Raw genomic sequence first — 20,607 nt, forward strand, 5'->3', positions numbered from 1 at the left:
GCTACATACGAACTGATTTGAAAGTTCGAAGGATAAAGTCATCATGGAATACGTCTCGGGAAAGGGTTCTCTCAAGGGCAACAACAAGATTGTCACTCGCCTGCGCACATTCAACGACCAGTCCAAGATAACGGTCCAGATGTCAAGGTTAAAGTCGTACGAATCGCCTTTGAAAAAGCTGTACGGGGTAGACAAGTACGACCTTGCGCCCAATTACGCGTTCCCTGAATCGTTGTCAGAGCTTGTCCCCAAGAAAACTCCCGAGTACGTGGAAAAGGGTGAGCGCTATGTCGAGCGCATCATGCGGTCATTATATCACTTCAAGCAGTGCGCGCTCATCGGCCCGTCGGGCACGGGCAAGACCCACATCGTGTATCTGGTAGCCGAGATGGCAGGCCTGCCTCTTTGGGAGATAAACTGCGGCCTGCAGACGTCGTCGTTTGATTTGTTCGGCAGGTACGTCGGCCTTGGCAAGGAAAACTGGGTGGACGGCCAGATAGTCTCGTGGTGCAGGCACGGAGGCATTTTGTATCTGGACGAGGCAAACATGATGAAGCAGGACGTCGCAACCAGGCTCAACCCAATCCTTGACACGAGGGGCCACATGGTGCTCAACGAGAAGGACAACGAGATAATCCCGAGGCACCCGTACGGGTTTGTCATAATCAGCATGAACCCGTTTTCGATAGAGTTTGCTGGAACGAAACCTTTGAACGCCGCGTTCAGGCGCAGGATGAACGCCTGGATCACTTTTGACTACCTGAGCACGGGCAACAACGTCAACGAAGACGAGGTTGCGCTTGTCAGGGACAAGGGCGGCGTGAGCAAGGAAGTAGCGGTCCAGATGGTGAGGGCAGCCGCGCAGTTGCGGTTCAACTACAAGCGCGGCGAGATCCCGTACGCGCCGTCGGTGGGCGACATCGTCAACTGGGCCACGCTTGTAGCAGACGGGATGGGTGTGCTCGCAGCTGCCGAGGAGACCATAATATCGACCACGAGCGACGACATCACGACGCAGGAGACCGTGAGGCGGATAATAAAAGGCGCAGGAACACCAGAGACCAAAACAATAGAGCCCATGCAGGAATTCAGCTGATGTCGCTCTACCCCGCGCTCTTTGCCAAGTTTTCCAGCATGCAGGCAGAGCTTGCAGAAAGCCCGAGGTTTCTCTACCCCGCCGGCCCGTCGCCGTTTATCAAAATAGAAAAGTGCCTGCGCGACTGCGTGGTTGGGATACCCCAGGTCCGCGAGGAGGTCGGCCTGCGCTTTGGCAATATTGTCCTGAAAAACGACGAGTTTGGCCGCTACGCGGCAGGCAGGCTGATCATGGCGTCAACGTGCCTGCTTGGAGCCAAGGCGCTTTTCATGTGGCTTTTCCGCAAGCCCATTTCCGAGTGGACGGAAGCGCGGGACGACAGTCTGCGGGCGCACTACGTCGCTAACGTGGTGGCCGACGCGGTGGCAAAGGAGAGGATCGTAGAGACGCAGGGCGCCGAGTTTTACAAAAACGTAGTTGCGCCTGCCGACGTCATCTCTGCCTCGATGCTCGCAAAAAGGCCTGCATCCCTGCCCGAGCTTGCCCAGGTGGCGCTTGCCCGGTCGGTACTCGGCTTTCCGTCGCCCTACGCGCCGTCGCCCATATCGAGCATAGCCGAGGATTTCATGACAGAGCTCCGTACGATAATCAGGGGCGGAAGCTGCCTGCAGACACTTCTTGGCGACCTGTACGAGCTGACGGCCAGGATACCTGGCCCCTGGCACAGCGTGTATCTGCCCTACGCAAACGCGCTCCCAAAGGCGCGGGCAGAAACCAGCATATTTTCGGCAACTCCTGACATTGAGGCGTTTGAAGAGATAAGGGCGCAGGCAGGGATTGAGCCTCCAAACTACGACGACGCGTTTGGGCAGGACCTGTTTTTCGAGATAAGCAGGGAGTCAAAGCGCAGCGAAAAGGTGCTTGGAAGGCTTGCGCGCTCTGCCAGCAGGGCAAACCTTGGCACCTTCGGGTTCCCGCCAAGCGACCTTGCCTGCTACAGGCAGCTGTACGAGGAGATGGCGCCGCAGATAAGGCGGATGGTCGAGCAGGCACGGATGGTCAGAAACGTGCTTGACGAAAGCGCGTTTGAGCAGGCCGGAAACGTCGACCTGCAGGTTGCAATCCAGGCAATAGCAAGCGAGTCTTACCGCGACGACACGTTTGTGCGCGACGAGGACATCATGAAGGACGAGTCGTGGGCGGTGCTTGTGGACGCCAGCCTGAGCCTCGGCGGCATAAGCCGCGAGTTAAAGTCAGTCGCGCTGTGCATCGCCGAGATAGCAAAAGAGGTGATAGGCTCAAACCCGTGGGGTATGTTTGCGTTTTCTGACGAGTTTTACTGCATCAAGGACTTCTCCGAGCCGTACGACAGCCTTGCAAGGTCTAGGATAGGCGGCCTGACTACAGGCGGCCTGTCGCACATACCTGACGCGATAAGGGCCTGTAGACAAATGTTGTTAGAGCACGCAAGGGAGCGCAACTACATAATACTGGTGTCAGACGGCCTGCCTTCAGGCTACCCTGGCATAGAAAAAGAGCTTGCAGGCTCTATCAGGGAGGCTGGCATGTCAGGCGTGGCAGTGGCAGGCATTGGCATCGGGAGCAACAGGATAAAGAAGTACATCCCAAACGCCAAGGTGATAAGCGAGCCGGGTGAGCTTGCAAGGGCATTTTCGGAGATCTACTTCTCGCTCTCGTCCTAGGCCGGGATGTAGGATTTTACCAGCACATTTATCTAATCATGTTCGTCATTTAACCAACAGGACAATGCCGCAATGGGGGCTGGCTATCGGTGATGATAGACGATTAACGGAGGACAGGGACCTTTGATGGAGAAGAAGCGCCAGGACGCTCCCGAGACGCCTGTTGCGCTTGCCGAAAAGGAGATAGACGGCATTTGCATGGCGCTGCGCGAGTCGAGGAACCAGCCACTCCTGATACTATATTATCCCGACGACGGCGGCAGCATGGGCGACGACGACGTAGAGGCGATATACGGCGAGTTCAGGCGCCTTGGATACAGCAAGGACGCCAACAGGATAAAGGAGCTCGACGTGCTCATCCACACTGCAGGCGGCAAGCCGAGCGCCGGCTACATGGTGGCGCAGGTGCTTCGCAGGTTCGCGCTCTCTGTCAACTTCCTCGTGCCTTACAGGGCCGCAAACGCCGGGACCCTGACTTGCCTGTGCGCAGACAACATCTACATGGGCGCGTTTGCCCACCTCTCGCCCGTTGACGTGGCGCCCGACGCCAGGGTCGGGTCCATCGACTATTTCACAGACTATGCCATCCAGTGCAGGCTAAAGGCCGAGACAGCCCTGAAAAAAGAGAACTCCGAGCCCAGGTCAAGTGTCGAGTCCGACCTTCTGGCAGAATATCTGAAAAGCGTGGGCCCTGCAGGAGTCGCGGACCTGTACAAGCACCGCACCATTGCAGCAAAGTATGCGTACAGGCTTCTTTACGACTACATGTTTGCAGCCGACCCCCAGAGGGAGGAAAAGGCGGTCCAGGTGTCGCAGAAGCTGCTTTTCAGCTACCCTGCCGGCGACTTTTACATGGACTACCACATCTGCCGGTTTCTGGGGCTCAAAGCAGGGGAGATGTCGGAAGACGAGTCCGACATGACAAAGAGGATAGTAAGGACGATGGACAAGTACACGCAGGCAGGCATCATCTGCAAGGCGACAGCCAAGGACCGGCGGGCGCCCTTCATAACGCTGTATGGCGAAACATAGGTGCGAAAAGCGCGCAAGCTTTTTTCTGTATTGAATATCTTACAATCCGCTCTATGAATTTTATATAGAAAATTTGACTATTTTGAAATTCCGGGTATGTCAAACTTTGTTACAACAGCTACTTGATATATCTTGGCCCTCTACCCTTTGTTCTACGGCATGGAATCCCTACAGAAGATGGGCAGTTCAGACGCGGAGGCTCCTACAATGGACATTGAAAAGAACCTGATAACAGAACTCCAGAGGCTCGACCTGACGCTCAACGAATCCAGGATACTGGTCTACCTGATGACACACGGCCATTCCAGCGCAAGCGACATTTCGCGCTATACAGGAATCCAGCGCACTGAAACATACAACTACATTTCAGGCCTGCTTGCCAAAGGCATCGTGTTTTCGACTTTTGACAGGCCGCAGAAATACTACTCCATGTCGCTTGAAGAAGTAGTCGACTGTTTATTGCAGTCAAAGCGCAACGCCCTTGAAGCGTTTGAAAGCAAGAAGAAGGAGTACATGAACATGCTCGACGCCCTTGTCAGCAACAGGGTGGTCAAGCAGGAGGAGAAGGAGCGCTACAACGTGGTCATGGGCGAAAACGCAATCAACGCCAAGATTACAAGGATGCTTGCAGACGCAAAGGAAGAGGCGATGATCCTGCTGACTGACAGGAACATGGTCAACTTTTACCACGCAGGCATAACCGACCAGCTGATGGAGCTCACGACAAAGGGCGTGTACGTGAAGCTGAGGACTCCGTGCAAGAACCCCGACGAGTACATGTCGGGCCACAGCGACCAGGTGCTGTGCAACGTCACCAAGAAGGCGGTGCCGGCAAGCTTCGTTCTCGTGGACGGCAGGGAGATAATCGTGATACTTGAAAGCCAGCCGGTCAAAAAGTCAGAGGTGTGCGGATTTTACACCAACAACCTCGCGCTGGTGTCGGTCTTCAAGTTCCTCTTTGAGAACGTGATGTAGCTCGGCCTGACACGCTAAGCGATATACGGATTTTTACATATTCTTTCTCGTTGAGAAAGTACAGGCCCAGGGGACGGAGGGGCATAGGCACCGTTGTCACGTCGGTGATGCTTGTGTCAGCCGTCTCGCTCATGGGCGCTTTTCTGGTCTCCTGGTCGAGCTCGAGCTTTGCCACCAAGCAGGTCGGAGTCTCAGAGGAGATAGACGACAGGGTGAACCAGATAAGCGAAGGCTTTATCGTGGAAGATGTCTGGTTCTTTACAAATTCAACCAGTTCGTATTCAAAGGTCACTGTCCGCAACACCGGCGACGTCGCAGTAACGATATCGCACGTCTACGTCAACAACACGCAGGCCTGGAATGCAGGCAAGGTCATACCGAGGTCCGAGGTCGGGACCATCACTTTTGAGACTCTCTGGAGCGCCGGAAGCGCGCAGGATGTCTGGGTCAAGACGCAGCGGGGCACGGAGGCAAAGCAGCTGTGGAGGTCTTAAGATGAGGAGGGGCCTTGCCACAGTCGTCGGCGCGATTTTCATGATAATCGTGATGATAGGGGCGCTCAACGTCACGCTGTGGATGCTCCAGCAGCAGGACAGGGTGGGTCAGGCGATGGTCGAAAAGACAAGCGGCAACCTGGACAGGCTGAACGAAAAGATAGAGATTGCAAACGTCAGGATTGACGGCAGCAAGCTGAACATGACTGTCACAAATAACGGAGGGCAGCCGGCGAAACTAAAGTCGCTCTACGTAGTAGACGAGACCGCAGTCCCAAGGCAGCAGTACAGGTACGACCTTGACATCCCGGTTGACGGCAGGGACTCGGCCAAAAACGTCGGGCAGGGTGTGCCGTTCACCGCGTCGACCACGTCGCTTTATTCTGTCAAGCTCGTCACAGAATCTGGCAACACTGCAGCGTCTGTCATAACACCCGTCTCGGCAGTCGCGCTCCCGATGTCTCTTTACGTAATACCGCCCACGGTGACGCCGGGCCAGAACGTCACGCTTTTGTATACCGTGACAAACGACCGCGCCGATTCGCACATTGCGGCGGCAGTCACGCCGCAGGTTTCATACTCGATGGGCTGCAGCCCAGGACCCGGCTGCCAGCTGACGCAGTACGTTGCCCCGTCAAGCACGGTCATCAACAGCGGGACCACCGCGCTTTTCAAGTGGGTGTTCAAGGTCGACGCCCCAGACAACACGACGGTGGCATTTAACGCGACCATTGCCAATGCAAAGCCCGGCAACTATGTCATTGAAAAGGCGCGCGCAAAGCTGGTGTCGGCTTCTGAGACATCCTTTTACAGCGAGTCCACCACCACGATAATCTATTCGGCGCTTGCGCAAAAGCCAGAGCTGTTCCTGATAGTGCCAAGCCCGTTTGGCGAGGACCCCGACGACGGCAAGGGGCTCTGGGGTGTGATGGTGGTCAACCCCACCGACGCGCCGATAGAGGTGTCCAGGGTGATAATTTCTGCAGGGCCTGTCATCACCGACAGGACAGAGCGCATCATAGACAACAACGGCACGCCGTGCCCGAGAACCCCCATAAACCCGACTCCTGCTGCAGAGTGGAGCTGCCCCGAAGAGAACATGATCCAGTGGAGGGACACCGCAAGCCCGGAGGTAGTCCAGCCCAGAAGCGTCGTCCCGTTCCTGGCAAAGTACGAGCCCGGCACGCTTGGCGGAGGTGGCGACGACCCGGCGTTCCTGATATCTGCAAGCGTGTTTTCTAGCATGGGCCAGTTCACAAAGTCCGGCTATTCGACAGGCATGAGAAACGCTGCGGAGGCTATAGGAAACGTGTACCTCACCGACACCACGGTAGAGGCTACTGCGCTCCAGAGCAACCACATGTTCGGGAGCATGACGGGCGTGGCTTCAGGCGGCGAATTTACCATGCACGTCGCCATGGCCGACCTTGGCAGGAACACGGCGGGCATACAGGCAGGCTCAAAACTAATAGTCAACGTCCCCAAGGGCTTTACCATCGAGCAGTCCGACATACTGTCGTGGACGGGATTTGACGATACACCCACCGTGACGCCGTTTACAGACGGCTCGTCGCAGATCCAGGCCACGCTCACAAACGATCTTGGAACGTCAACGTCGGAGGCAGCAAGGATACTGAAGTTCCGCGCAGACGCGCCGGTGGTGCCTGAAAAGAGGATCTACATCTTTTTCACGCTCGTGCACGGGCAGACGACGTCGGGAAGCAACCTGTCGGTGGGAGCGGTTGGAGAATTTCCGGTGCAGATAGTGCCCTAGCTGTCAGACTTCCACACTTGCAGCGCCAGCCCGCCGAGGCCCATGTCGACAAGCATCAGCGTCAGGAAAAGCTTTTGCGCGTACAGTCTCAGGAACCCTCTCAAGCGCTGTCGTCGTTGGGTACGACACACATCGTAATAAATATCACTTTGTAAATTTTCGTCAATCTTTATTTTACAAATATCAAGGCTGAAAAACTAAAATTATGCAAAAGGCAGCAGGCATGAGGGGCTGCCGGCTCACAGGTGTATTGCCCCAAAGTGCTTTGCCCTGTTCTTGTGCCTCTCCAGCGCCTCTTTTGACGTAAACGCCATCTTGCATTCCTTGCAGGTAAATCCGTCCTTGTCGGTTTTTGAAAATGGTGATTTCATCGGTTCCAGTTTCATGGCGCCGCTATAAAGAGTAACTTAACATAGTTCACTGGCAAAAAGGCCCCGCCCAAAAGCTGGTTGCATGGGTTGGCGGGCAGGGACCTTCTTGCGACGCTGACTTGGATGCAGCAATTTTGCTATTAAGCGTGGCTTAACCTTGTTCACCCATTCGGACTAGAGGTTATATGGAACGGCAGGCTACTGCAGCGCAACTGCACATTCAATGTCAGGCTCCCCAGGCTCGTACCGCGACAGGATCTACATCGTCAAGGACATCATCATCAAGCTCCTGGAATACGGCGAGCTGAACCAGACGGCGCTTGTGAGCTTTTGCGGCCTCAACCTGACAAAGCACAAGCGCATACTCGACGAGCTTGAGGCAAACGGCCTCATAAGCAGGACCGAGAGGGTCGTGGGCAAGAGGACCATAACCGTCTACGGCCAGACGCAGAAGGGCGTGGAGTTTTGCAGGAACATCCTTGAGCCGTACGAGCGCATGTTCCCGCGCAAAAAAGAGGCCGACGAGTCCGGGACCAATATAGGGATGCTACTGCTCCTGGTCTAGCCCAAACTGCGAGGCTATCTTTTTGTCCATCTCTTCTTTTCCCCTAGCGTAGCTGTCGTACCTTTCCTTCCAGCTGCTCATCGAGCGGTACTGCCGTACGCCTGTCGCAAGCCAGATGGCAGAGATGACAATGACGGCGCCAAGGAGCACGCTCAGCACGACGCCAAACTCGTTTTCTATCTCCAGCACGGCAAAGAATGAAGGGTGTACCAGAAGATATGCAGAAAGGCCTATTGCAAGCGGAGCGAGGATTATTGCCGAAAGCGAAACGCCGAGCAAGAGCTTGCGGATGTGCTGTACGTGCTCAATAAAGCTGTCCAAGAGTGACAGGACGTCGTCAGCCAACGGGCGGTCCGGGCTTTCTGCGCTCATTTGCTTATTTCCCACCCTCACTCTATTATTATTTCGCCTTTCATCTCGGGGTGGATGCTGCAGTAGTACTGGAACGTGCCGGCCTTGTCCGTGACAAAGCTGACGGTCTGCGACTCGAAATAGCCCAAGTCCCTAGTGTGCACGTTGAACTCGTCTATGTTCAGGTTGTGCGCCGAATGCGTGTCATAGTCCTCGTTGATAAAGTGCATAGTCTGCAGCCCGCCCTTGCTCATCGTATAGGTGGGGTTGACGATTGCGCCCGAGGTGTTCCTGATGCCTTTTGCCCCTCCAGGCGACGTGGTGACGTAAAGGTACCCGCCCTTGCTCGTGTGCGTGGCCTTTAAAAAGTGGTTGAGAGGCGGGCTCAGAACCGGCGCGGTGCCGTTTGCAGGAATCGTCGCATTAATGCTGAAATATCCTATGGTTGCGACCACCGCCGCCAAGGCTGCATAAGCAATCGCCTTGTTCCTAGTCATGCGGTACGGCCGCTTTTCCTTCTTCTTCACATCCTTGACTTTGCATCTTGACTATTTAGGCAATGATTAACATGGTTAATCATGTCAGCGTGGAAAATCGCAATATCGTGCCCTGCCGGCCGCAGTCAAACGTATAGGTTTCATCAGAAAAGATGGGCATGTGCTCCACAAGCGTGCTGCCGCAGGCAAGGCACCTGTCGACGGAGGGCGTGGAAAAGACGGAGGCGCACCAGAAGCATTCCCTGCAAATAATAAAGTGCGCCTTTTGAGTCCCGCGCTCGCAGGTCATGGCTGCTCTTGCATTTCTGCACTAATTAAGATGGATTAACAAGGTTAAGCCACGCCGATTTTCCGGCAGAAAATTGCCAAAACTCAGCTTTCGGGAGTCTTTTGCTTCTCTATCACTTCGGGCGTGGTCTTTTGTATCCTGACAGAAAGAGGCTGGCTCCTGCCGGTCTCTTCCACTATTATCACAACGTTTCCTATCTCCAGCCTGTCGCCCTTTCTTGGGATCCTCTGCAGCATGTGGTGCAAGAGCCCGCTCAGGGTGGAGTAGTCCTTGTCCTTTGGCAGTCTGATATTGAGCGCCTCGTTGATGTCGTCTATTTCCACGTCGCCCCGGGTCACGACGGTCTGCTTGTCCAGCTTCTTTATCTGCTGCGCCTCCACGTCGGTCTCGTCGGCTATCTCGCCCACGAGCTCTTCTATGATGTCCTCAAGCGAGACCACCCCCTCGGTGCTGCCGTGCTCGTCCACCACTATTGCCATGTGGATGTGCCTGCCCTGGAACTCCTTCATCAGCTTGTTTATGCCCATCTCCATCGAGACAAAGAGCGGCTTTCTTGCGACGTCTTTTAGCATCATGTAGGAGGTCTTGGTCTCGACTGCCTTTAGCACGTCGCGGATGTGCACAATCCCGACAATGTTGTCCTTGGTGCCCTCGATTATAGGTATTCGCGAATAGCCGCTCTCGTTTATCACCGGGAGCGCGTCCCAGAGAAGCATGCGCGCATCCAGCGTGAACATCTTGTTGCGCGGCGTCATGATTGCGCGCACCTTGGTGTCGTGGAATTCAAGCACGTCCTCTATCATGTCCTTCTCTGACTTTTGCAGTGCCTTCTCCTCGACGCCCACGTCTATGACCGCCCTGACCTCCTCCTCGCTGATGGGCTGGGGCTTGCCGTCGCTTCCAGTCATCTGGAATATTCCCTTTGTCGCGCCCTCAAGCGCCCTGACAATAGGATAGAGCGCATACTGCATGCCAAGTATCACCCGGGAAAACCGCAGCGCGATGGGCTCGGCGTGGATGTTGCAGTACGCCTTTGGCGTTATCTCGCCAAAAACAAGGAGTATCATGGTCATGGCGCCGGTGGCAATGCCGAGCCCGACGCTGCCAAAGAAGCCGATGGTCAGGTCGGTGGCAACCGACGCGGCTGCCACGTTAACAAGGTTGTTGCCGAGAAGGAGCGTGACTAGCATCCTGCTCGGGTTGGACTTTAGCTTCTGGACCGACTCGACGCCCTTTCTTCCCTCCTTGACCATGCGCCTCAGCTGGCCCTTGCCTATCGAAATGAGCGCTACTTCCATCCCGCTGAAGAAAGCCGAGAGGGCCACTAGGCCTCCAAGAAGCGGCAGGGCGATTAAGGGATCCAACATCTTAGAATATGGTAGAAGTTAGCGGACACGATAATTAAAGATTCGCGGCAGTCTGCGCTAGCCCTTTCTCAGGAGCGCCTTTGCCCGCTCTATTATGGCGCTCGGCTCGGGCTTTTCCGCAGACACGATGCCAAGCTCCTGGTCGGGGCCGATGTGTATTATAGTCACGCGCATGTTGCTGTGCTGCAGTATCACGTATTCCGTGGGCCCGGCAAAGTCCTCGTTTGTCTTGGGTATGCTTGCCATTATGTGGATCTGCAAAAGTATCTTGAACAGCCGCTCCTTGTCAGGGGCCTGCGCGCCGGGCTTTGCCGCAAGTGCAACCAGCAAGCCCTTGTCCACGACGAACGCGGCGATGACGTCGCGGATCTGGGAAATCTCCTCGCAAAGGCGCGAGTAATCCATGCAAGTGACACTGCGCTGACGTTAAATAAGATTTTGGCAGCGGCTCTTGAATAGCAATGTTTAAAATTGGACCGGGCTCTCACATACCATAATTTGGTGTTTGTAGCCCGGACAAAGTCCCCTGAAGAATGGAAAGCTGTCGCTTCCGCCATATCCACGCTGGTGGACGAGGCCACGTTTGAGGCCACCGCGGAGGGCATCTCGTTCCGCGGCATGGACCCGTCGCACATCGCGCTTATCGACATCTACTGGCCCAACCACGCGTTTGAGCGCTATGAGTGCGACAGCGCAGTCAAGTTCGGGATCCGCGTCGACGAGTTTTCCAAGCTGGTCAAGCGCGCCGACAAGAAGGACGTCGTCGAGATATCGCTTGGCGACGACAGCATGCTGCACGTCAAGATGCAGAACGGCTACAGGCGCGAGTACAAGACGCGGCTAATAGAAAGCTCGGCAAGCTCGACGCCACTTCCAAAGCTGAACTTCAACGCCAAAGTCGTGCTTTCAGCTACGGCGTTTGACAAGGTTCTGTCAGACGTGCAGGTAGTGTCAGAGTTTGTGTCCCTTGATTCAAAGTCAGGTAGGATAACCTTTGCGGGCAGGGGCGACTCGGGTGAGGCAGACGTCTCGCTTGAGGCAGGAAACGAGGGGCTTGAAGAGCTTGCAGTCAAGGAGGACAGCAAGGCCACCTACAGCCTCGACTATCTGAGCAAGATAACAAAGGCAGTAATAGCGATGGGCGGTTCTGTCACCGCCGAGTATTCAAGCAAGATGCCTCTAAGGCTCGAATTTAAAATTGCAAACGTAGGCCGCATACATTTCTATTTAGCACCCCGGGTCCAAGACTGATAGCCCATGATGTTCGTGATGAAGTTTGGCGGCACGGCGGTGGACTCGGCCGGCAAGGTCAAGCATGTGGCAAAGCTGATAAAATCGTACAAGGACAGGGGCGACGGAGTAGTCTGCGTCGTTTCGGCAGTCAGGGGAATGACCGACGGCCTGCTTGCGATAGCAGAGAGCGTAAGGCGCGGCGACAGGGCGTCGATAGAGGATTTCGTGAAAAAGGCGCTCAACACGCATGTTGACATCGCGACCGGCGCGATTTCGGACAAAAAGCTGAGGCAGGGCGCGCTTGCAGAGGTAAAGAGGACGGTAGGCGAGCTGCAGGACGTGCTTTCAGGCATCGTGCTTCTGGGCGAGGTCACGCCCAAGTCGCTTGACTACCTGATGTCGTTTGGCGAGCGCCTGTCGGCGCCCATCGTGTCGTTTGCGCTGCGCGACATCGGGGTCGACTCGGAATTCCTTACGGGCAAGGACGCCGGCATTGTCACCGATTCCAATTTCGGCGAGGCAAGGCCGCTCATGGACACTACAAAACTTCGCGTGAACCACAGGCTTTCTCCCATAACAAAGCGCGGCGCGGTTCCAGTAATTACGGGCTTTATCGGCGCTGACCAGCACGGCAACACCACCACGATTGGGCGCGGGGGCTCCGACTACACCGCCACCATAGTGGCGGCAAGCATCAACGCCGACGAGGTGTGCCTCTGGAGCGACGTGGACGGCCTGATGACTGCCGACCCCAAGCTGGTCAAGACCGCCAAAGTCCTGAAGGAGGTCTCTTTTGCAGAGGCGATGGAGATGGCGCTCTTTGGAGCCAAGTACATGCACCCAAGGGCGCTTGAGCCTGTGATGGACACGAAAATACCGATCCGCATACGCAACACGTTCAACGTAAAGCACCCCGGGACTGTGATAACTCAGGAGCCGAGCAGGGACTCGCGGAGGATTGTAAAGTCTGTGAGCGCAATCAGGCATACCGCGCTCATCGACGTGAGCGGGGGCGGCATGGTGGGCGCGCCCGGAACTGCCGCAAAGATATTCGACGCGCTTGCGAAAAACAGGGTCAACATAATGATGATATCGCAGAGCCCGTCGGAGTCGAGCATCTCGATGGTCGTGAGAAAGAGCGACCTTGACAAGGCGACTACGACGCTTGAGCTGAGCCTGCTTGGGCGCGTGATAAAGAAGATAAACGTGAGCGACGACGTCGCGGTCATCGCAGTCGTGGGCTCCGGGATGCGCGGCATAAAGGGGGTAGCCGCAAAGGTGTTTGGCGCTGTCGCAAAGCACAACGTCAACGTCATAATGATAGCCCAGGGCTCGTCTGAGCTTAACCTGGCGTTTGTCGTAAACGACAAGGATTGCGAAAAGGCAGTCGGCGCGCTGCATGAAGAGTTTGGGCTTGGAAAAGCGCGCGGCTAGCCCTGAAGCTCTTTTAATATCTCCGCCTTCAGCTTGGAAAACTCGTCGTCTGTTATCAAGCCCCGCTCCTTCAGCTCCGCTATCCTGCCAAGCTTTTGCACGGGCGTATCAGGGCTGTTGGATTTCCCGGTATCCCGGCTGTCAGCAGGGCGCGCGAACTCGCCCCTCATCCCCTTGTGGATCATGCCGCTTACCTGCTGGGCCACTTCCTTGTCCACCGCAGGCAGCCTCACCTCGTCGGACAAAAAGCGCGACTTCAGGAATATCTCTGTCGAAAGTATTCCCCGCTTCAGCCTGACGTTGGAGATGTCGACATAGTTCACGTCGACGATGTTTGCCCTCAGCCCGAACAGGCGCGGATCCTTGAAAAGCAGCCGGACGTTTGTGATATAGATGGTGTTTGGCGTGGTTATCGACCCGCCCGGCCTGAGCCTGCCCTGCTCGGCAGTCATCAGTATCTCTTCTCCTTCAAGCAGCATGCCCTTTATCTCCGGGTCAAGCTCTGCAGACATCGCTTGCGATGCTCCTTCCAAGCCTCTTAAGCCTTGTAGAGAAAGACAACAGAATCTAGGAATATACCAATGTGCTGCGGCAGTCAGCACGTTACGCTTCCAAGCATTCCTTGCACGTACACTTGCTCTATCGCCCTTGACTCGCATTCTCCTATGCCGGTTATGGGCGTGCCGTTGACGACGCTTATCGTGTCAGACATCACGCTTGACTTGTCAGTCGAGTGGCCTAGACCCAGGGCGTGGCCCAGCTCGTGGTTGGCGACTGCCATCAAAAACTCCCTGTCGTTGATATCGCTCACAATCACGGTTATCTCCGCCCTGACTATCGTGCTCTTGTCCATCAAAAGCCGCGCCCTTGACGGCTCGCCGTTTGGCTGGTGCAGAAATATCACGATGTCAGACTCCTCACCGCCCGGCGAGAGGACTGGAACCGAGTCGCCGAACTGGCCCCTTTTTTCCTGCAGGACGGCGTTCCAGCCGGCCGACGGGTCGAGCAGGTCCTGCACGAACCTGTCGACAGAGGCCCTGTCAAACTGGTCAGACTCTGCCCATACTGTGATGATGCTTTTGTTCCACGCGCCGTTTGCAACGATGGTGGCCGGCGCCGGTTCTTGCGCGGGTATTTCCGACACTTCTCTTATCACAAAGTCGCTGGTAAAGTCCCTGACCCGGTACTGGCCCGGATCCTGCGCGGCCGGGGTGATTTCAGCCTCCTTCCTCTCTCCCACGTCGATGTTTGCAGACAGGAAAACGTAGTATGACATGGCGCCCACGACGGCTGCAAGCGCGGCTGCAAGCAGGGCGTTTCTGCTGTTTATTCTCCACCACCCGTGGCATTTGCAGGAACCGTGAAGTAGAACGTGGTGCCCTTGCCCGAGTCGCTTTCGACCCATATCCTGCCCCCGTGCGCCTCGACTATGCCTTTTGAGATGGCAAGCCCCAGGCCGCTCCCGCCCGTCTTTCGCGAAAGCGATGTGTCGACCTGGTAGAACCTTTTGAACAGGTCGGCCTGCTTTTCCTTGGGTATCCCGATTCCATTGTCCCTGACTGCAAAAGTCACGCTGCCGTCGTTTTGCTTCGCAGAGACTTCCACAAAGCCCGTGTTTTCAGGGACGAACTTGATGGCGTTATCCACCAGGTTGTCGAGGACCTGGACTATGCGCGTCATGTCGCACCTGAGCGACGCGCCACTGTCTGAAAGGTCGTCTATCCTGACGTTTCTCTTACGCGCCTTTTGCAAGTTGTGGTTGACGCTTGTCCTGACAAGGTCCGCGGCCCTTGTGACTTTGAATGCAAATTTTATTTCCCCAAGCTCCAGCTTGTGGGCGTCAAGTATGTTTGATATGAGAAGCGTGAGCGAGTTGGCTGCGTCTGCCACTATCCCGACCTTTTCCTTCTGCTGTGGCGTCAGCTCGCCAAGCGAGCCGTCAAGCAAAAGCTCCGAATACCCCAGGATTGCCACAAGCGGAGTCTTGAGCTCGTGGGTTATCATGGCAGAGAACTCCTCCTTTTCCCTGTCGATTTCGTGCAGCCGAAGCGATGCCTTTACCAACTCGCCGTTTAAGTGGATGAGCTCCTTGTTGCTTGACTGGACTTTTTCCGTGCTGCTCTTTATCACCTCGACCATCCGGTTAAAGTTCTGGTGGACTATGCGATATTCCTCGTCGGCGGCCTGCTCGGTTATGGGCTCGAAAGTCCCGTTTTCCACCTTCTTCATGTGCTTCAAGAGCTGGCGCAGAGGGGTCGTGAAACGCTGCGACATCAGGATGGCCACCATTACGGTGGCTGCCATCACGCCGGCTGTCAGCAGCATAAAGTCGTCCTGCAGGACAAATATCGGAGACAGGACCTCCTGTGCATCCTGCTCGGCTATCACCACGATTCCAAGCTCGGGTATGCACTTTGAGGCGCCGTAGACAGAAACGCCCCGGTAGTCTGCATACTGGACGCCTTCCAGCTCGACCCGGTTGTCAAAGCACTCACGCACCGCAAGCGTGTCGACGCGCACCGGGACCTCGCTTACAAACCTCGACGGGCTGAGCATAATGCCGTCCCTGCCGACAATATAGGTCTCGCCAGTCTGCCCGAGGTTGGTGTGATCGCCAAGCACCGTGTGCAGCGTGTTGATGTCCCTTGTAACGACAAGCATCCCCCGGTACTCCTCGCCGGCAAACACCGACCTGACAGGCGACACAACTATCATTTCAGGCTCTTGGCGCTCGTCGTCAAATTCTAAAAGATAGAATGCCCTTTCCAGCCCCTCCGGGAATACGGCCGCGTCATCTATGGTGGCACCGAGCAGGGGCGACGTGCCAAGAAAGACGGTCCCGTTTTCGTCTGCCATGCTTATCTCGTAATAGCCTCCCGCAACAGACGACCCTGTCGTGAACCGGTTGAACCCTTCGTAGAGAAATTCCTCTTCCAGGCTTGCCCTCTCGCCGGGGGCAAGTGCATATTCTGTCCCTTCCAGATAGTGTGCAAGGAGCAGTTTCTGGGCAGGGGTTTCCTGCGCCGCGGCAGAGACCTGCCTCAGAGTCGAGTCGGAAATGCCTGTTATGGCCCTTGCACGATCGTCAACGATTGCCTTGAGCGCGTGCCGGGCATTTTCCTGGATTAGGGCCTCTGCCCGAAAGTACGCGACGGCAGACAGCGTCCCTATCGATATTATGGATACCAGGATTGCAAAGGTGAACACCTTTGACCTGATGCTCGAGAGGAACCTAGGCGTCTGGCAGCACCCCTGTCAAAGTTCGACGGCTGTCTGTAGCCATGTCTTCAAATCCGGGTATTCCCGGAGGATATTTACGATCCCGGAATTCTTTGCCATGCAGTGCAGTTGCAGGGCAAAACCTGAAAACATACTGCCCAGAGTAATATGCAGGCTCTTTCTGTCCACTATCGGGCATTTGCGCCAGAGGCGGTGTCAAGCCTGGATACGGGTACAGATGTCGATTTTTATCAGATTGCGTGACAAAGCCCTTTTGTAGCCGCACTGTACTACATTACAGCAATCTTGGCAAAAATACTGGCAATAGACGACTCGGAGTACAACACCCAGCTGATAAAAGACATCCTTGCCACAAGGAACCACGCAGTCGAGACCGCGTCCTCAGGGGCGGAGGGGCTTGAAAAATATGCGGCGTTTAGGCCCGACGTTGTACTGCTCGACCTTGCCATGCCCGGGATGGACGGCAGGGAGGTGCTCGAGCGCCTGATGAAAGTGGACGATAACGCCTGCGTGGTGATGGTCTCGGCGGTGGGCAACAGGCAGATACTTGAAAGCTGCATACAAAAGGGCGCAATAGGCTACGTCGAAAAGCCGTTTTCAGTCAGGCACCTTGCTTCAGTAGTCGCGTCGGTAATAGCAGGCAAGGCTTATCCAAAGATATTTGCGCTCCTGTCCCTTGTGACAAGCAGGACCGAGAAGAAGGTCCAGGACGTGCTTGGGAGCGCGGCCACGCTCAGGCTTGCAGGCATGAGCATCGCCGGCGCGCAGAGCCCGGACCTTGAATTCAGGTCAAGGTTTGCAGACAGGTCGTCGATGCACATGCAGCAGGGAACGGCCATCTTTTTCAACAAGTTTTCCGACGACAGGACAGGCGTGATAGCGTCGCTTGTGCGCGACGAGGACATGGACGTCATCCTGGGCGACGCGCTTTACGAAAAATCGCCGGGCAGGTACAGGGTGGGTTCGGACTTTTTTTCCCTGATAAACAGCAGGTTCCTTTCAGAGATATCAGAGCACAAGAGAGTCGATCTAAGGCCTGACAGGGCGGAATTCCACGTCGTCAGCCAGGGCGATAGGTTCTGGGAGTCGCTTGTGGCAGAATATCCAAGGTCGTGTGTAGCGACGCTTGAGATGTTCTACTACGGCAAGGCCGTAGAGTTTGAGGTGCACGTCAGCTCCGACTCTGACCTGTTCTGACTGCCACGTCCTGGATAGCGCGCTGGACATTCTGTATCAGCTGGTGCGTGTAAGGGCCGGCGACTGACACCACCATCACGTGCCCGCCTTCAAGAGGAAACAGTATGTGGTCGCCCGAGCCGTGGTTCACGACCACGTACCCGACCTTGCCAAACGCCTTCTCGTTTGTCCGGGGTATGCCCACCAGCAGGTCGAGCTGAAGCAGTATCTTGTCAAGCGCCTTTCCCTCCGGAATGAATATGCCCGGCCTGACGCGGCTTGCCAGAACCTTTCCCCGCGAAAGCACTGCAGATACAATGATTGACGGGGCAAGCCCTGCGACGCCCTCGCACAGCGATTCATATTCTCGGGTCACCAAGTCCATGCGTGGCTGGCATCGCCGGAGGATATAGCCTGCAGGCGTACACTGCCATGCACCGCATACGCCCCGGTAATATGCTATAGTGCAGTACAGCCTCCTGATGATGGGCCAGCAAAAGAGCGTGACAAGCGGCCGCCTGAGGCAGACGCTACTGGGCCTGGAGGACATAATCGGCATGAGCGTGACAGAGACGATAATCGAGAACTTGAACATGAAGGGTGTGTCCTACGCCCTGAACTGCGACAATATTGTTTATCACAAAAGCGAGATCACAGGCGCGTTTGAAGAGATGCTGGGTCCGGAGATAGCAGCGCTATTGACGGGGCACCTTGCAAGGCAGTGCGAGGAATTGTGCTAGGACTGCACTTGCCGCATTTCTTATTAGTTCTGGGGACGTCATAAGCCGCATGTATCTGGCGCTGCCTGCAATCGCGGCCAAGGCTGCCGAAGCGCAGTTCAACGCGGCAAGGCTTGGGACCGTCTACGGCTTTGCCTACCTGCGCGGCTTTCTCCATGCGCTTTATGACAAGAGCCAGGACGGCGCCGACATGTACTCAAAGTGGCTGTCCCGTGTGGACAGCGAGTTTGACGCGGCTCTCAAGAGCAGGAATTTTGCCTCGATACTTTCCGACTATGTCGATTCCATGATAGACCTCCGAAGGATGTTCCGCGACGCAGGCTACCCCGTCGATTACATGGACAGGGCGTTTGACGCGTACGTGCACAACATGATGGTGTTTTCAAACATCCCGGGCAGGTTCAACCTGACGCCGTCTGACGTCGTCCTTACAAACGGCAAGACCCGGCTTTTGCACTATCGGGTCGACGGGCAGAAGAAGGGGGCTCCACTGCTTGTGATATACGCCCCGATAAACAGGTACCACATACTTGACATCGAGCCGGAGAAAAGCGTTGTAAGGAGGCTGGCTTCAGGCGGCCTTGACACATACCTGCTTGACTGGGGGCACCCGGGCCCCGGCGACGACAGCCTGTCGCTCAAAGACTACGTCGGCTACGTCGAGGCGGCGGTGGATTTCATCAAAAAGTCCGGCGCAGAGAAGGTCTCCATCCTCGGGTACTGCTGGGGCGGGATAATGGCGCTCATCTATTCGGCGCTCCACGCGGACAGCGTGAACAGGCTGGCGCTCATGGCAGTCCCTGTCGACACAAGCCAGGACGACACCATTCTTGCCCACTGGGCAAGGGCGCTTGATTCAGACAGGATAGCGGAGGAATTCGGGCACATGGACGGCCAGATGCTTGACCTGGGGTTCATCCTGCGCAACCCGCCAAGGTTTGCCTTTGACAAATACGTCAGGTTCTTTGAAAAGATGCACGACAGGGGCTTTGTGGACACGTTTACTGCAGTCGAGCGCTGGCTGTACAACACGCCTCCAATCCCGGGGAACCTGTACAGGGACATCATCAACGGCTGCTACAAGCGCAACGCGCTCTTCAAGGGGGAGATGACGCTCGACGGCAGGAAGGTCAACCTGTCAAAGATAGACGTGCCGGTGCTTGCAATTGCTGCAGAGCACGACGACCTGGCCTCGCCGGCTTCCACGCTTGCGGTGCTTGGCGCCGTCTCAAGCAAGCACAAGGACTCGATGAGGATGCCCGGCGGGCACGTAGGGCTGTGCGTGAGTGCAAGCGCCCACAAGAACCTATGGCCGCAAGTCGCAAGGTGGCTTTCGTCTTGAGTATTCAGGACTTGCATCATGAAAAGAGATAAATTGCAAACCGGCACTTTTCACCACAAATGACCCAAGCCAAGAGGGGCAAGCTGTACGTCGTCGGCGTTGGCCCGGGACACCACGACCACATGACGTACAGGGCAAAGCAGGTCATCGAGGAAAGCGAGATAATAGTTGGCTATGAGACTTACGTCGGGCTCGTCGAAGACTTGATCGCCGGGAAGGAAGTCTACCGCTACGCCATGACGCAGGAAGTCGACAGGGCAAACCAGGCCATAGGGTTTGCAGAAAAAGGCAGGGTCGTGTCACTGGTGTCGTCTGGCGACCCCGGGATATACGGCATGGTCGGCCTGATTTACGAGATACTTGCCGAGAAGGGCTGGGACAAGGAGACCGGCATCTACGTCGAGGCGGTGCCAGGCGTGTCGTCGCTCAACTCGTGCGCGGCGCTTGTGGGGTCGCCTTTGATGACTGACTTTGCAGTGGTCAGCATGAGCGACCTTTTGGTACCGTGGGACATGATAGTAAAGCGCGTCGAGGCCGCGGCGCTTGGCGACTATGTCACAGTCATCTACAACCCGGCAAGCAAAAAGCGCGTGCACCAGCTGCGCGACACCCGCGACATTTTCCTGAAATACCGCAAGCCCGAGACGCCTGTCGCGATAATCAAGGGCGCGTACAGGGAGACCCAGCAGGTCGTGATTACAACGCTAGACAAGATGCTTGAGCACCAGGACATGCTTGGCATGATAACGACTGTCATCGTCGGTAACTCGTCGACTTACAACTACAAGGGCATGATGATAAACCCCCGAGGCTACACGTCCAAGTACCAGCTCGTGAAAGAGACGCAGGCAAAGAGCTAGCGTATCATGGACTGTCAGAAAAGTCTCGAACTTTACGATAAGCCAAGAACTATGGGATCTCGACTGCGGCATCTTGCGATTAGCCGATGTCGACTGAATTCCAGTCTGCAAGAGATGCGTCTGACCCA

Annotated in this window: 23 protein-coding genes; 13 read left to right on the forward strand and 10 right to left on the reverse strand. The window is 55.9% G+C overall.

What is annotated here, in order from left to right; all coding sequences use genetic code 11:
* Positions 1-43 precede the first annotated feature (43 nt).
* The 6 genes from HXY31_RS08860 (at position 44) to HXY31_RS08885 (ending at position 7,014) form a co-directional block, all read left to right on the forward strand.
* On the forward strand, positions 44-1,096 hold the full coding sequence (locus tag HXY31_RS08860) for an AAA family ATPase (protein WP_292642124.1): 1,053 nt from the start codon (positions 44-46) through the stop codon (positions 1,094-1,096).
* Positions 1,096-2,739, forward strand: a complete 1,644-nt coding sequence (locus HXY31_RS08865) for a vWA domain-containing protein (protein ID WP_292642127.1) — start codon at positions 1,096-1,098, stop codon at positions 2,737-2,739. The genes HXY31_RS08860 and HXY31_RS08865 overlap by 1 nt, the downstream gene beginning before the upstream one ends.
* A gap of 126 nt (positions 2,740-2,865) precedes the next feature.
* The gene (locus HXY31_RS08870) at positions 2,866-3,771 is read left to right on the forward strand and encodes a hypothetical protein (RefSeq protein ID WP_292642130.1); all 906 of its coding nucleotides are present in this window, start codon (positions 2,866-2,868) and stop codon (positions 3,769-3,771) included.
* A gap of 159 nt (positions 3,772-3,930) precedes the next feature.
* Positions 3,931-4,746 (forward strand): TrmB family transcriptional regulator, encoded by an 816-nt coding sequence (locus HXY31_RS08875; protein ID WP_292642133.1) that lies wholly within the window; start codon positions 3,931-3,933, stop codon positions 4,744-4,746.
* Positions 4,747-4,796: 50 nt separating this feature from the next.
* Positions 4,797-5,240, forward strand: coding sequence for a hypothetical protein (locus HXY31_RS08880; protein WP_292642137.1), 444 nt, complete (start codon positions 4,797-4,799; stop codon positions 5,238-5,240).
* 1 nt (position 5,241) lies between these two features.
* On the forward strand, positions 5,242-7,014 hold the full coding sequence (locus HXY31_RS08885; RefSeq protein ID WP_292642139.1) for a hypothetical protein: 1,773 nt from the start codon (positions 5,242-5,244) through the stop codon (positions 7,012-7,014).
* 239 nt (positions 7,015-7,253) lie between these two features.
* Here HXY31_RS08885 and HXY31_RS08890 read toward each other — a convergent pair whose 3' ends face one another.
* Complete coding sequence (locus tag HXY31_RS08890; RefSeq protein WP_292642142.1) at positions 7,254-7,385, reverse strand: C2H2-type zinc finger protein; 132 nt, start codon at positions 7,383-7,385, stop codon at positions 7,254-7,256.
* Between the two features lie 223 nt (positions 7,386-7,608).
* Here HXY31_RS08890 and HXY31_RS08895 point away from each other — a divergent pair, with 223 nt between their 5' ends.
* Positions 7,609-7,950, forward strand: coding sequence for a winged helix-turn-helix domain-containing protein (locus HXY31_RS08895; RefSeq protein WP_292642145.1), 342 nt, complete (start codon positions 7,609-7,611; stop codon positions 7,948-7,950).
* On the opposite strand, the gene HXY31_RS08900 is transcribed toward HXY31_RS08895, so the two are convergent.
* The 5 genes from HXY31_RS08900 to HXY31_RS08920 form a co-directional block, all read right to left on the reverse strand.
* Positions 7,933-8,322: a hypothetical protein gene (locus HXY31_RS08900; protein WP_292642148.1), complete on the reverse strand. Its 390-nt coding sequence runs from the start codon at positions 8,320-8,322 to the stop codon at positions 7,933-7,935. The genes HXY31_RS08895 and HXY31_RS08900 overlap by 18 nt on opposite strands.
* 17 nt (positions 8,323-8,339) lie before the next feature.
* Positions 8,340-8,828 carry a cupredoxin domain-containing protein gene (locus HXY31_RS08905; protein WP_292642150.1) on the reverse strand — a complete coding sequence of 163 codons (489 nt, stop codon included), beginning with the start codon at positions 8,826-8,828 and terminating at the stop codon, positions 8,340-8,342.
* 49 nt (positions 8,829-8,877) lie between these two features.
* The gene (locus tag HXY31_RS08910; protein ID WP_292642152.1) at positions 8,878-9,087 is read right to left on the reverse strand and encodes a hypothetical protein; all 210 of its coding nucleotides are present in this window, start codon (positions 9,085-9,087) and stop codon (positions 8,878-8,880) included.
* A gap of 83 nt (positions 9,088-9,170) precedes the next feature.
* Positions 9,171-10,412 carry a hemolysin family protein gene (locus HXY31_RS08915; protein ID WP_292642155.1) on the reverse strand — a complete coding sequence of 414 codons (1,242 nt, stop codon included), beginning with the start codon at positions 10,410-10,412 and terminating at the stop codon, positions 9,171-9,173.
* Positions 10,413-10,511: 99 nt separating this feature from the next.
* Positions 10,512-10,859, reverse strand: coding sequence for a hypothetical protein (locus tag HXY31_RS08920; RefSeq protein WP_292642157.1), 348 nt, complete (start codon positions 10,857-10,859; stop codon positions 10,512-10,514).
* 96 nt (positions 10,860-10,955) lie between these two features.
* Here HXY31_RS08920 and pcn point away from each other — a divergent pair, with 96 nt between their 5' ends.
* Together pcn and HXY31_RS08930 are read left to right on the forward strand one after the other, a co-directional pair.
* Positions 10,956-11,705 (forward strand): proliferating cell nuclear antigen (pcna), encoded by a 750-nt coding sequence (gene pcn / locus HXY31_RS08925; protein ID WP_292642232.1) that lies wholly within the window; start codon positions 10,956-10,958, stop codon positions 11,703-11,705.
* Between the two features lie 6 nt (positions 11,706-11,711).
* On the forward strand, positions 11,712-13,121 hold the full coding sequence (locus HXY31_RS08930; protein ID WP_292642160.1) for an aspartate kinase: 1,410 nt from the start codon (positions 11,712-11,714) through the stop codon (positions 13,119-13,121).
* Here HXY31_RS08930 and HXY31_RS08935 read toward each other — a convergent pair.
* The 3 genes from HXY31_RS08935 to HXY31_RS08945 form a co-directional block, all read right to left on the reverse strand.
* Positions 13,118-13,633: a PH domain-containing protein gene (locus tag HXY31_RS08935; RefSeq protein WP_292642163.1), complete on the reverse strand. Its 516-nt coding sequence runs from the start codon at positions 13,631-13,633 to the stop codon at positions 13,118-13,120. The genes HXY31_RS08930 and HXY31_RS08935 overlap by 4 nt on opposite strands.
* A gap of 83 nt (positions 13,634-13,716) precedes the next feature.
* Positions 13,717-14,397, reverse strand: a complete 681-nt coding sequence (locus HXY31_RS08940) for a matrixin family metalloprotease (RefSeq protein ID WP_292642166.1) — start codon at positions 14,395-14,397, stop codon at positions 13,717-13,719.
* A gap of 50 nt (positions 14,398-14,447) precedes the next feature.
* Positions 14,448-16,328, reverse strand: a complete 1,881-nt coding sequence (locus HXY31_RS08945; protein ID WP_292642169.1) for a sensor histidine kinase — start codon at positions 16,326-16,328, stop codon at positions 14,448-14,450.
* A gap of 318 nt (positions 16,329-16,646) precedes the next feature.
* Between HXY31_RS08945 and HXY31_RS08950 the strand changes: the two genes are divergently transcribed.
* On the forward strand, positions 16,647-17,558 hold the full coding sequence (locus tag HXY31_RS08950) for a response regulator (protein WP_292642172.1): 912 nt from the start codon (positions 16,647-16,649) through the stop codon (positions 17,556-17,558).
* Here HXY31_RS08950 and HXY31_RS08955 read toward each other — a convergent pair.
* Positions 17,533-17,922, reverse strand: coding sequence for a hypothetical protein (locus HXY31_RS08955; protein WP_292642174.1), 390 nt, complete (start codon positions 17,920-17,922; stop codon positions 17,533-17,535). The two genes, HXY31_RS08950 and HXY31_RS08955, sit on opposite strands and share 26 nt — an antisense overlap.
* 79 nt (positions 17,923-18,001) lie before the next feature.
* Here HXY31_RS08955 and HXY31_RS08960 point away from each other — a divergent pair, with 79 nt between their 5' ends.
* The 3 genes from HXY31_RS08960 to cobJ are packed head-to-tail and all read left to right on the forward strand — an operon-like array spanning position 18,002 to position 20,479.
* Positions 18,002-18,277 carry a hypothetical protein gene (locus tag HXY31_RS08960; RefSeq protein WP_292642177.1) on the forward strand — a complete coding sequence of 92 codons (276 nt, stop codon included), beginning with the start codon at positions 18,002-18,004 and terminating at the stop codon, positions 18,275-18,277.
* A 49-nt stretch (positions 18,278-18,326) separates the two neighbouring features.
* On the forward strand, positions 18,327-19,619 hold the full coding sequence (locus HXY31_RS08965) for an alpha/beta fold hydrolase (protein ID WP_292642180.1): 1,293 nt from the start codon (positions 18,327-18,329) through the stop codon (positions 19,617-19,619).
* 59 nt (positions 19,620-19,678) lie between these two features.
* Positions 19,679-20,479, forward strand: coding sequence for a precorrin-3B C(17)-methyltransferase (gene cobJ, locus HXY31_RS08970; protein WP_292642183.1), 801 nt, complete (start codon positions 19,679-19,681; stop codon positions 20,477-20,479).
* Positions 20,480-20,607 lie beyond the last annotated feature (128 nt).

The sequence above is a fragment of the Nitrososphaera sp. genome, assembly GCF_013388945.1.
GTDB lineage: Archaea > Thermoproteota > Nitrososphaeria > Nitrososphaerales > Nitrososphaeraceae > Nitrososphaera.

Excerpts from the sequence above, each read along its gene's own strand:
- HXY31_RS08860 (WP_292642124.1), top strand. The coding sequence starts at position 44 with ATGGAATACGTCTCGGGAAAGGGTTCTCTCAAGGGCAACAACAAGATT.
- HXY31_RS08865 (WP_292642127.1), top strand. The coding sequence starts at position 1,096 with ATGTCGCTCTACCCCGCGCTCTTTGCCAAGTTTTCCAGCATGCAGGCA.
- HXY31_RS08870 (WP_292642130.1), top strand. The coding sequence starts at position 2,866 with ATGGAGAAGAAGCGCCAGGACGCTCCCGAGACGCCTGTTGCGCTTGCC.
- HXY31_RS08875 (WP_292642133.1), top strand. The coding sequence starts at position 3,931 with ATGGAATCCCTACAGAAGATGGGCAGTTCAGACGCGGAGGCTCCTACA.
- HXY31_RS08885 (WP_292642139.1), top strand. The coding sequence starts at position 5,242 with ATGAGGAGGGGCCTTGCCACAGTCGTCGGCGCGATTTTCATGATAATC.
- HXY31_RS08890 (WP_292642142.1), bottom strand. The coding sequence starts at position 7,385 with ATGAAATCACCATTTTCAAAAACCGACAAGGACGGATTTACCTGCAAG.
- HXY31_RS08895 (WP_292642145.1), top strand. The coding sequence starts at position 7,609 with ATGTCAGGCTCCCCAGGCTCGTACCGCGACAGGATCTACATCGTCAAG.
- HXY31_RS08900 (WP_292642148.1), bottom strand. The coding sequence starts at position 8,322 with ATGAGCGCAGAAAGCCCGGACCGCCCGTTGGCTGACGACGTCCTGTCA.
- HXY31_RS08910 (WP_292642152.1), bottom strand. The coding sequence starts at position 9,087 with ATGACCTGCGAGCGCGGGACTCAAAAGGCGCACTTTATTATTTGCAGG.
- HXY31_RS08920 (WP_292642157.1), bottom strand. The coding sequence starts at position 10,859 with ATGGATTACTCGCGCCTTTGCGAGGAGATTTCCCAGATCCGCGACGTC.
- HXY31_RS08930 (WP_292642160.1), top strand. The coding sequence starts at position 11,712 with ATGATGTTCGTGATGAAGTTTGGCGGCACGGCGGTGGACTCGGCCGGC.
- HXY31_RS08935 (WP_292642163.1), bottom strand. The coding sequence starts at position 13,633 with ATGTCTGCAGAGCTTGACCCGGAGATAAAGGGCATGCTGCTTGAAGGA.
- HXY31_RS08940 (WP_292642166.1), bottom strand. The coding sequence starts at position 14,397 with ATGTCATACTACGTTTTCCTGTCTGCAAACATCGACGTGGGAGAGAGG.
- HXY31_RS08955 (WP_292642174.1), bottom strand. The coding sequence starts at position 17,922 with ATGGACTTGGTGACCCGAGAATATGAATCGCTGTGCGAGGGCGTCGCA.
- HXY31_RS08965 (WP_292642180.1), top strand. The coding sequence starts at position 18,327 with ATGTATCTGGCGCTGCCTGCAATCGCGGCCAAGGCTGCCGAAGCGCAG.
- cobJ (WP_292642183.1), top strand. The coding sequence starts at position 19,679 with ATGACCCAAGCCAAGAGGGGCAAGCTGTACGTCGTCGGCGTTGGCCCG.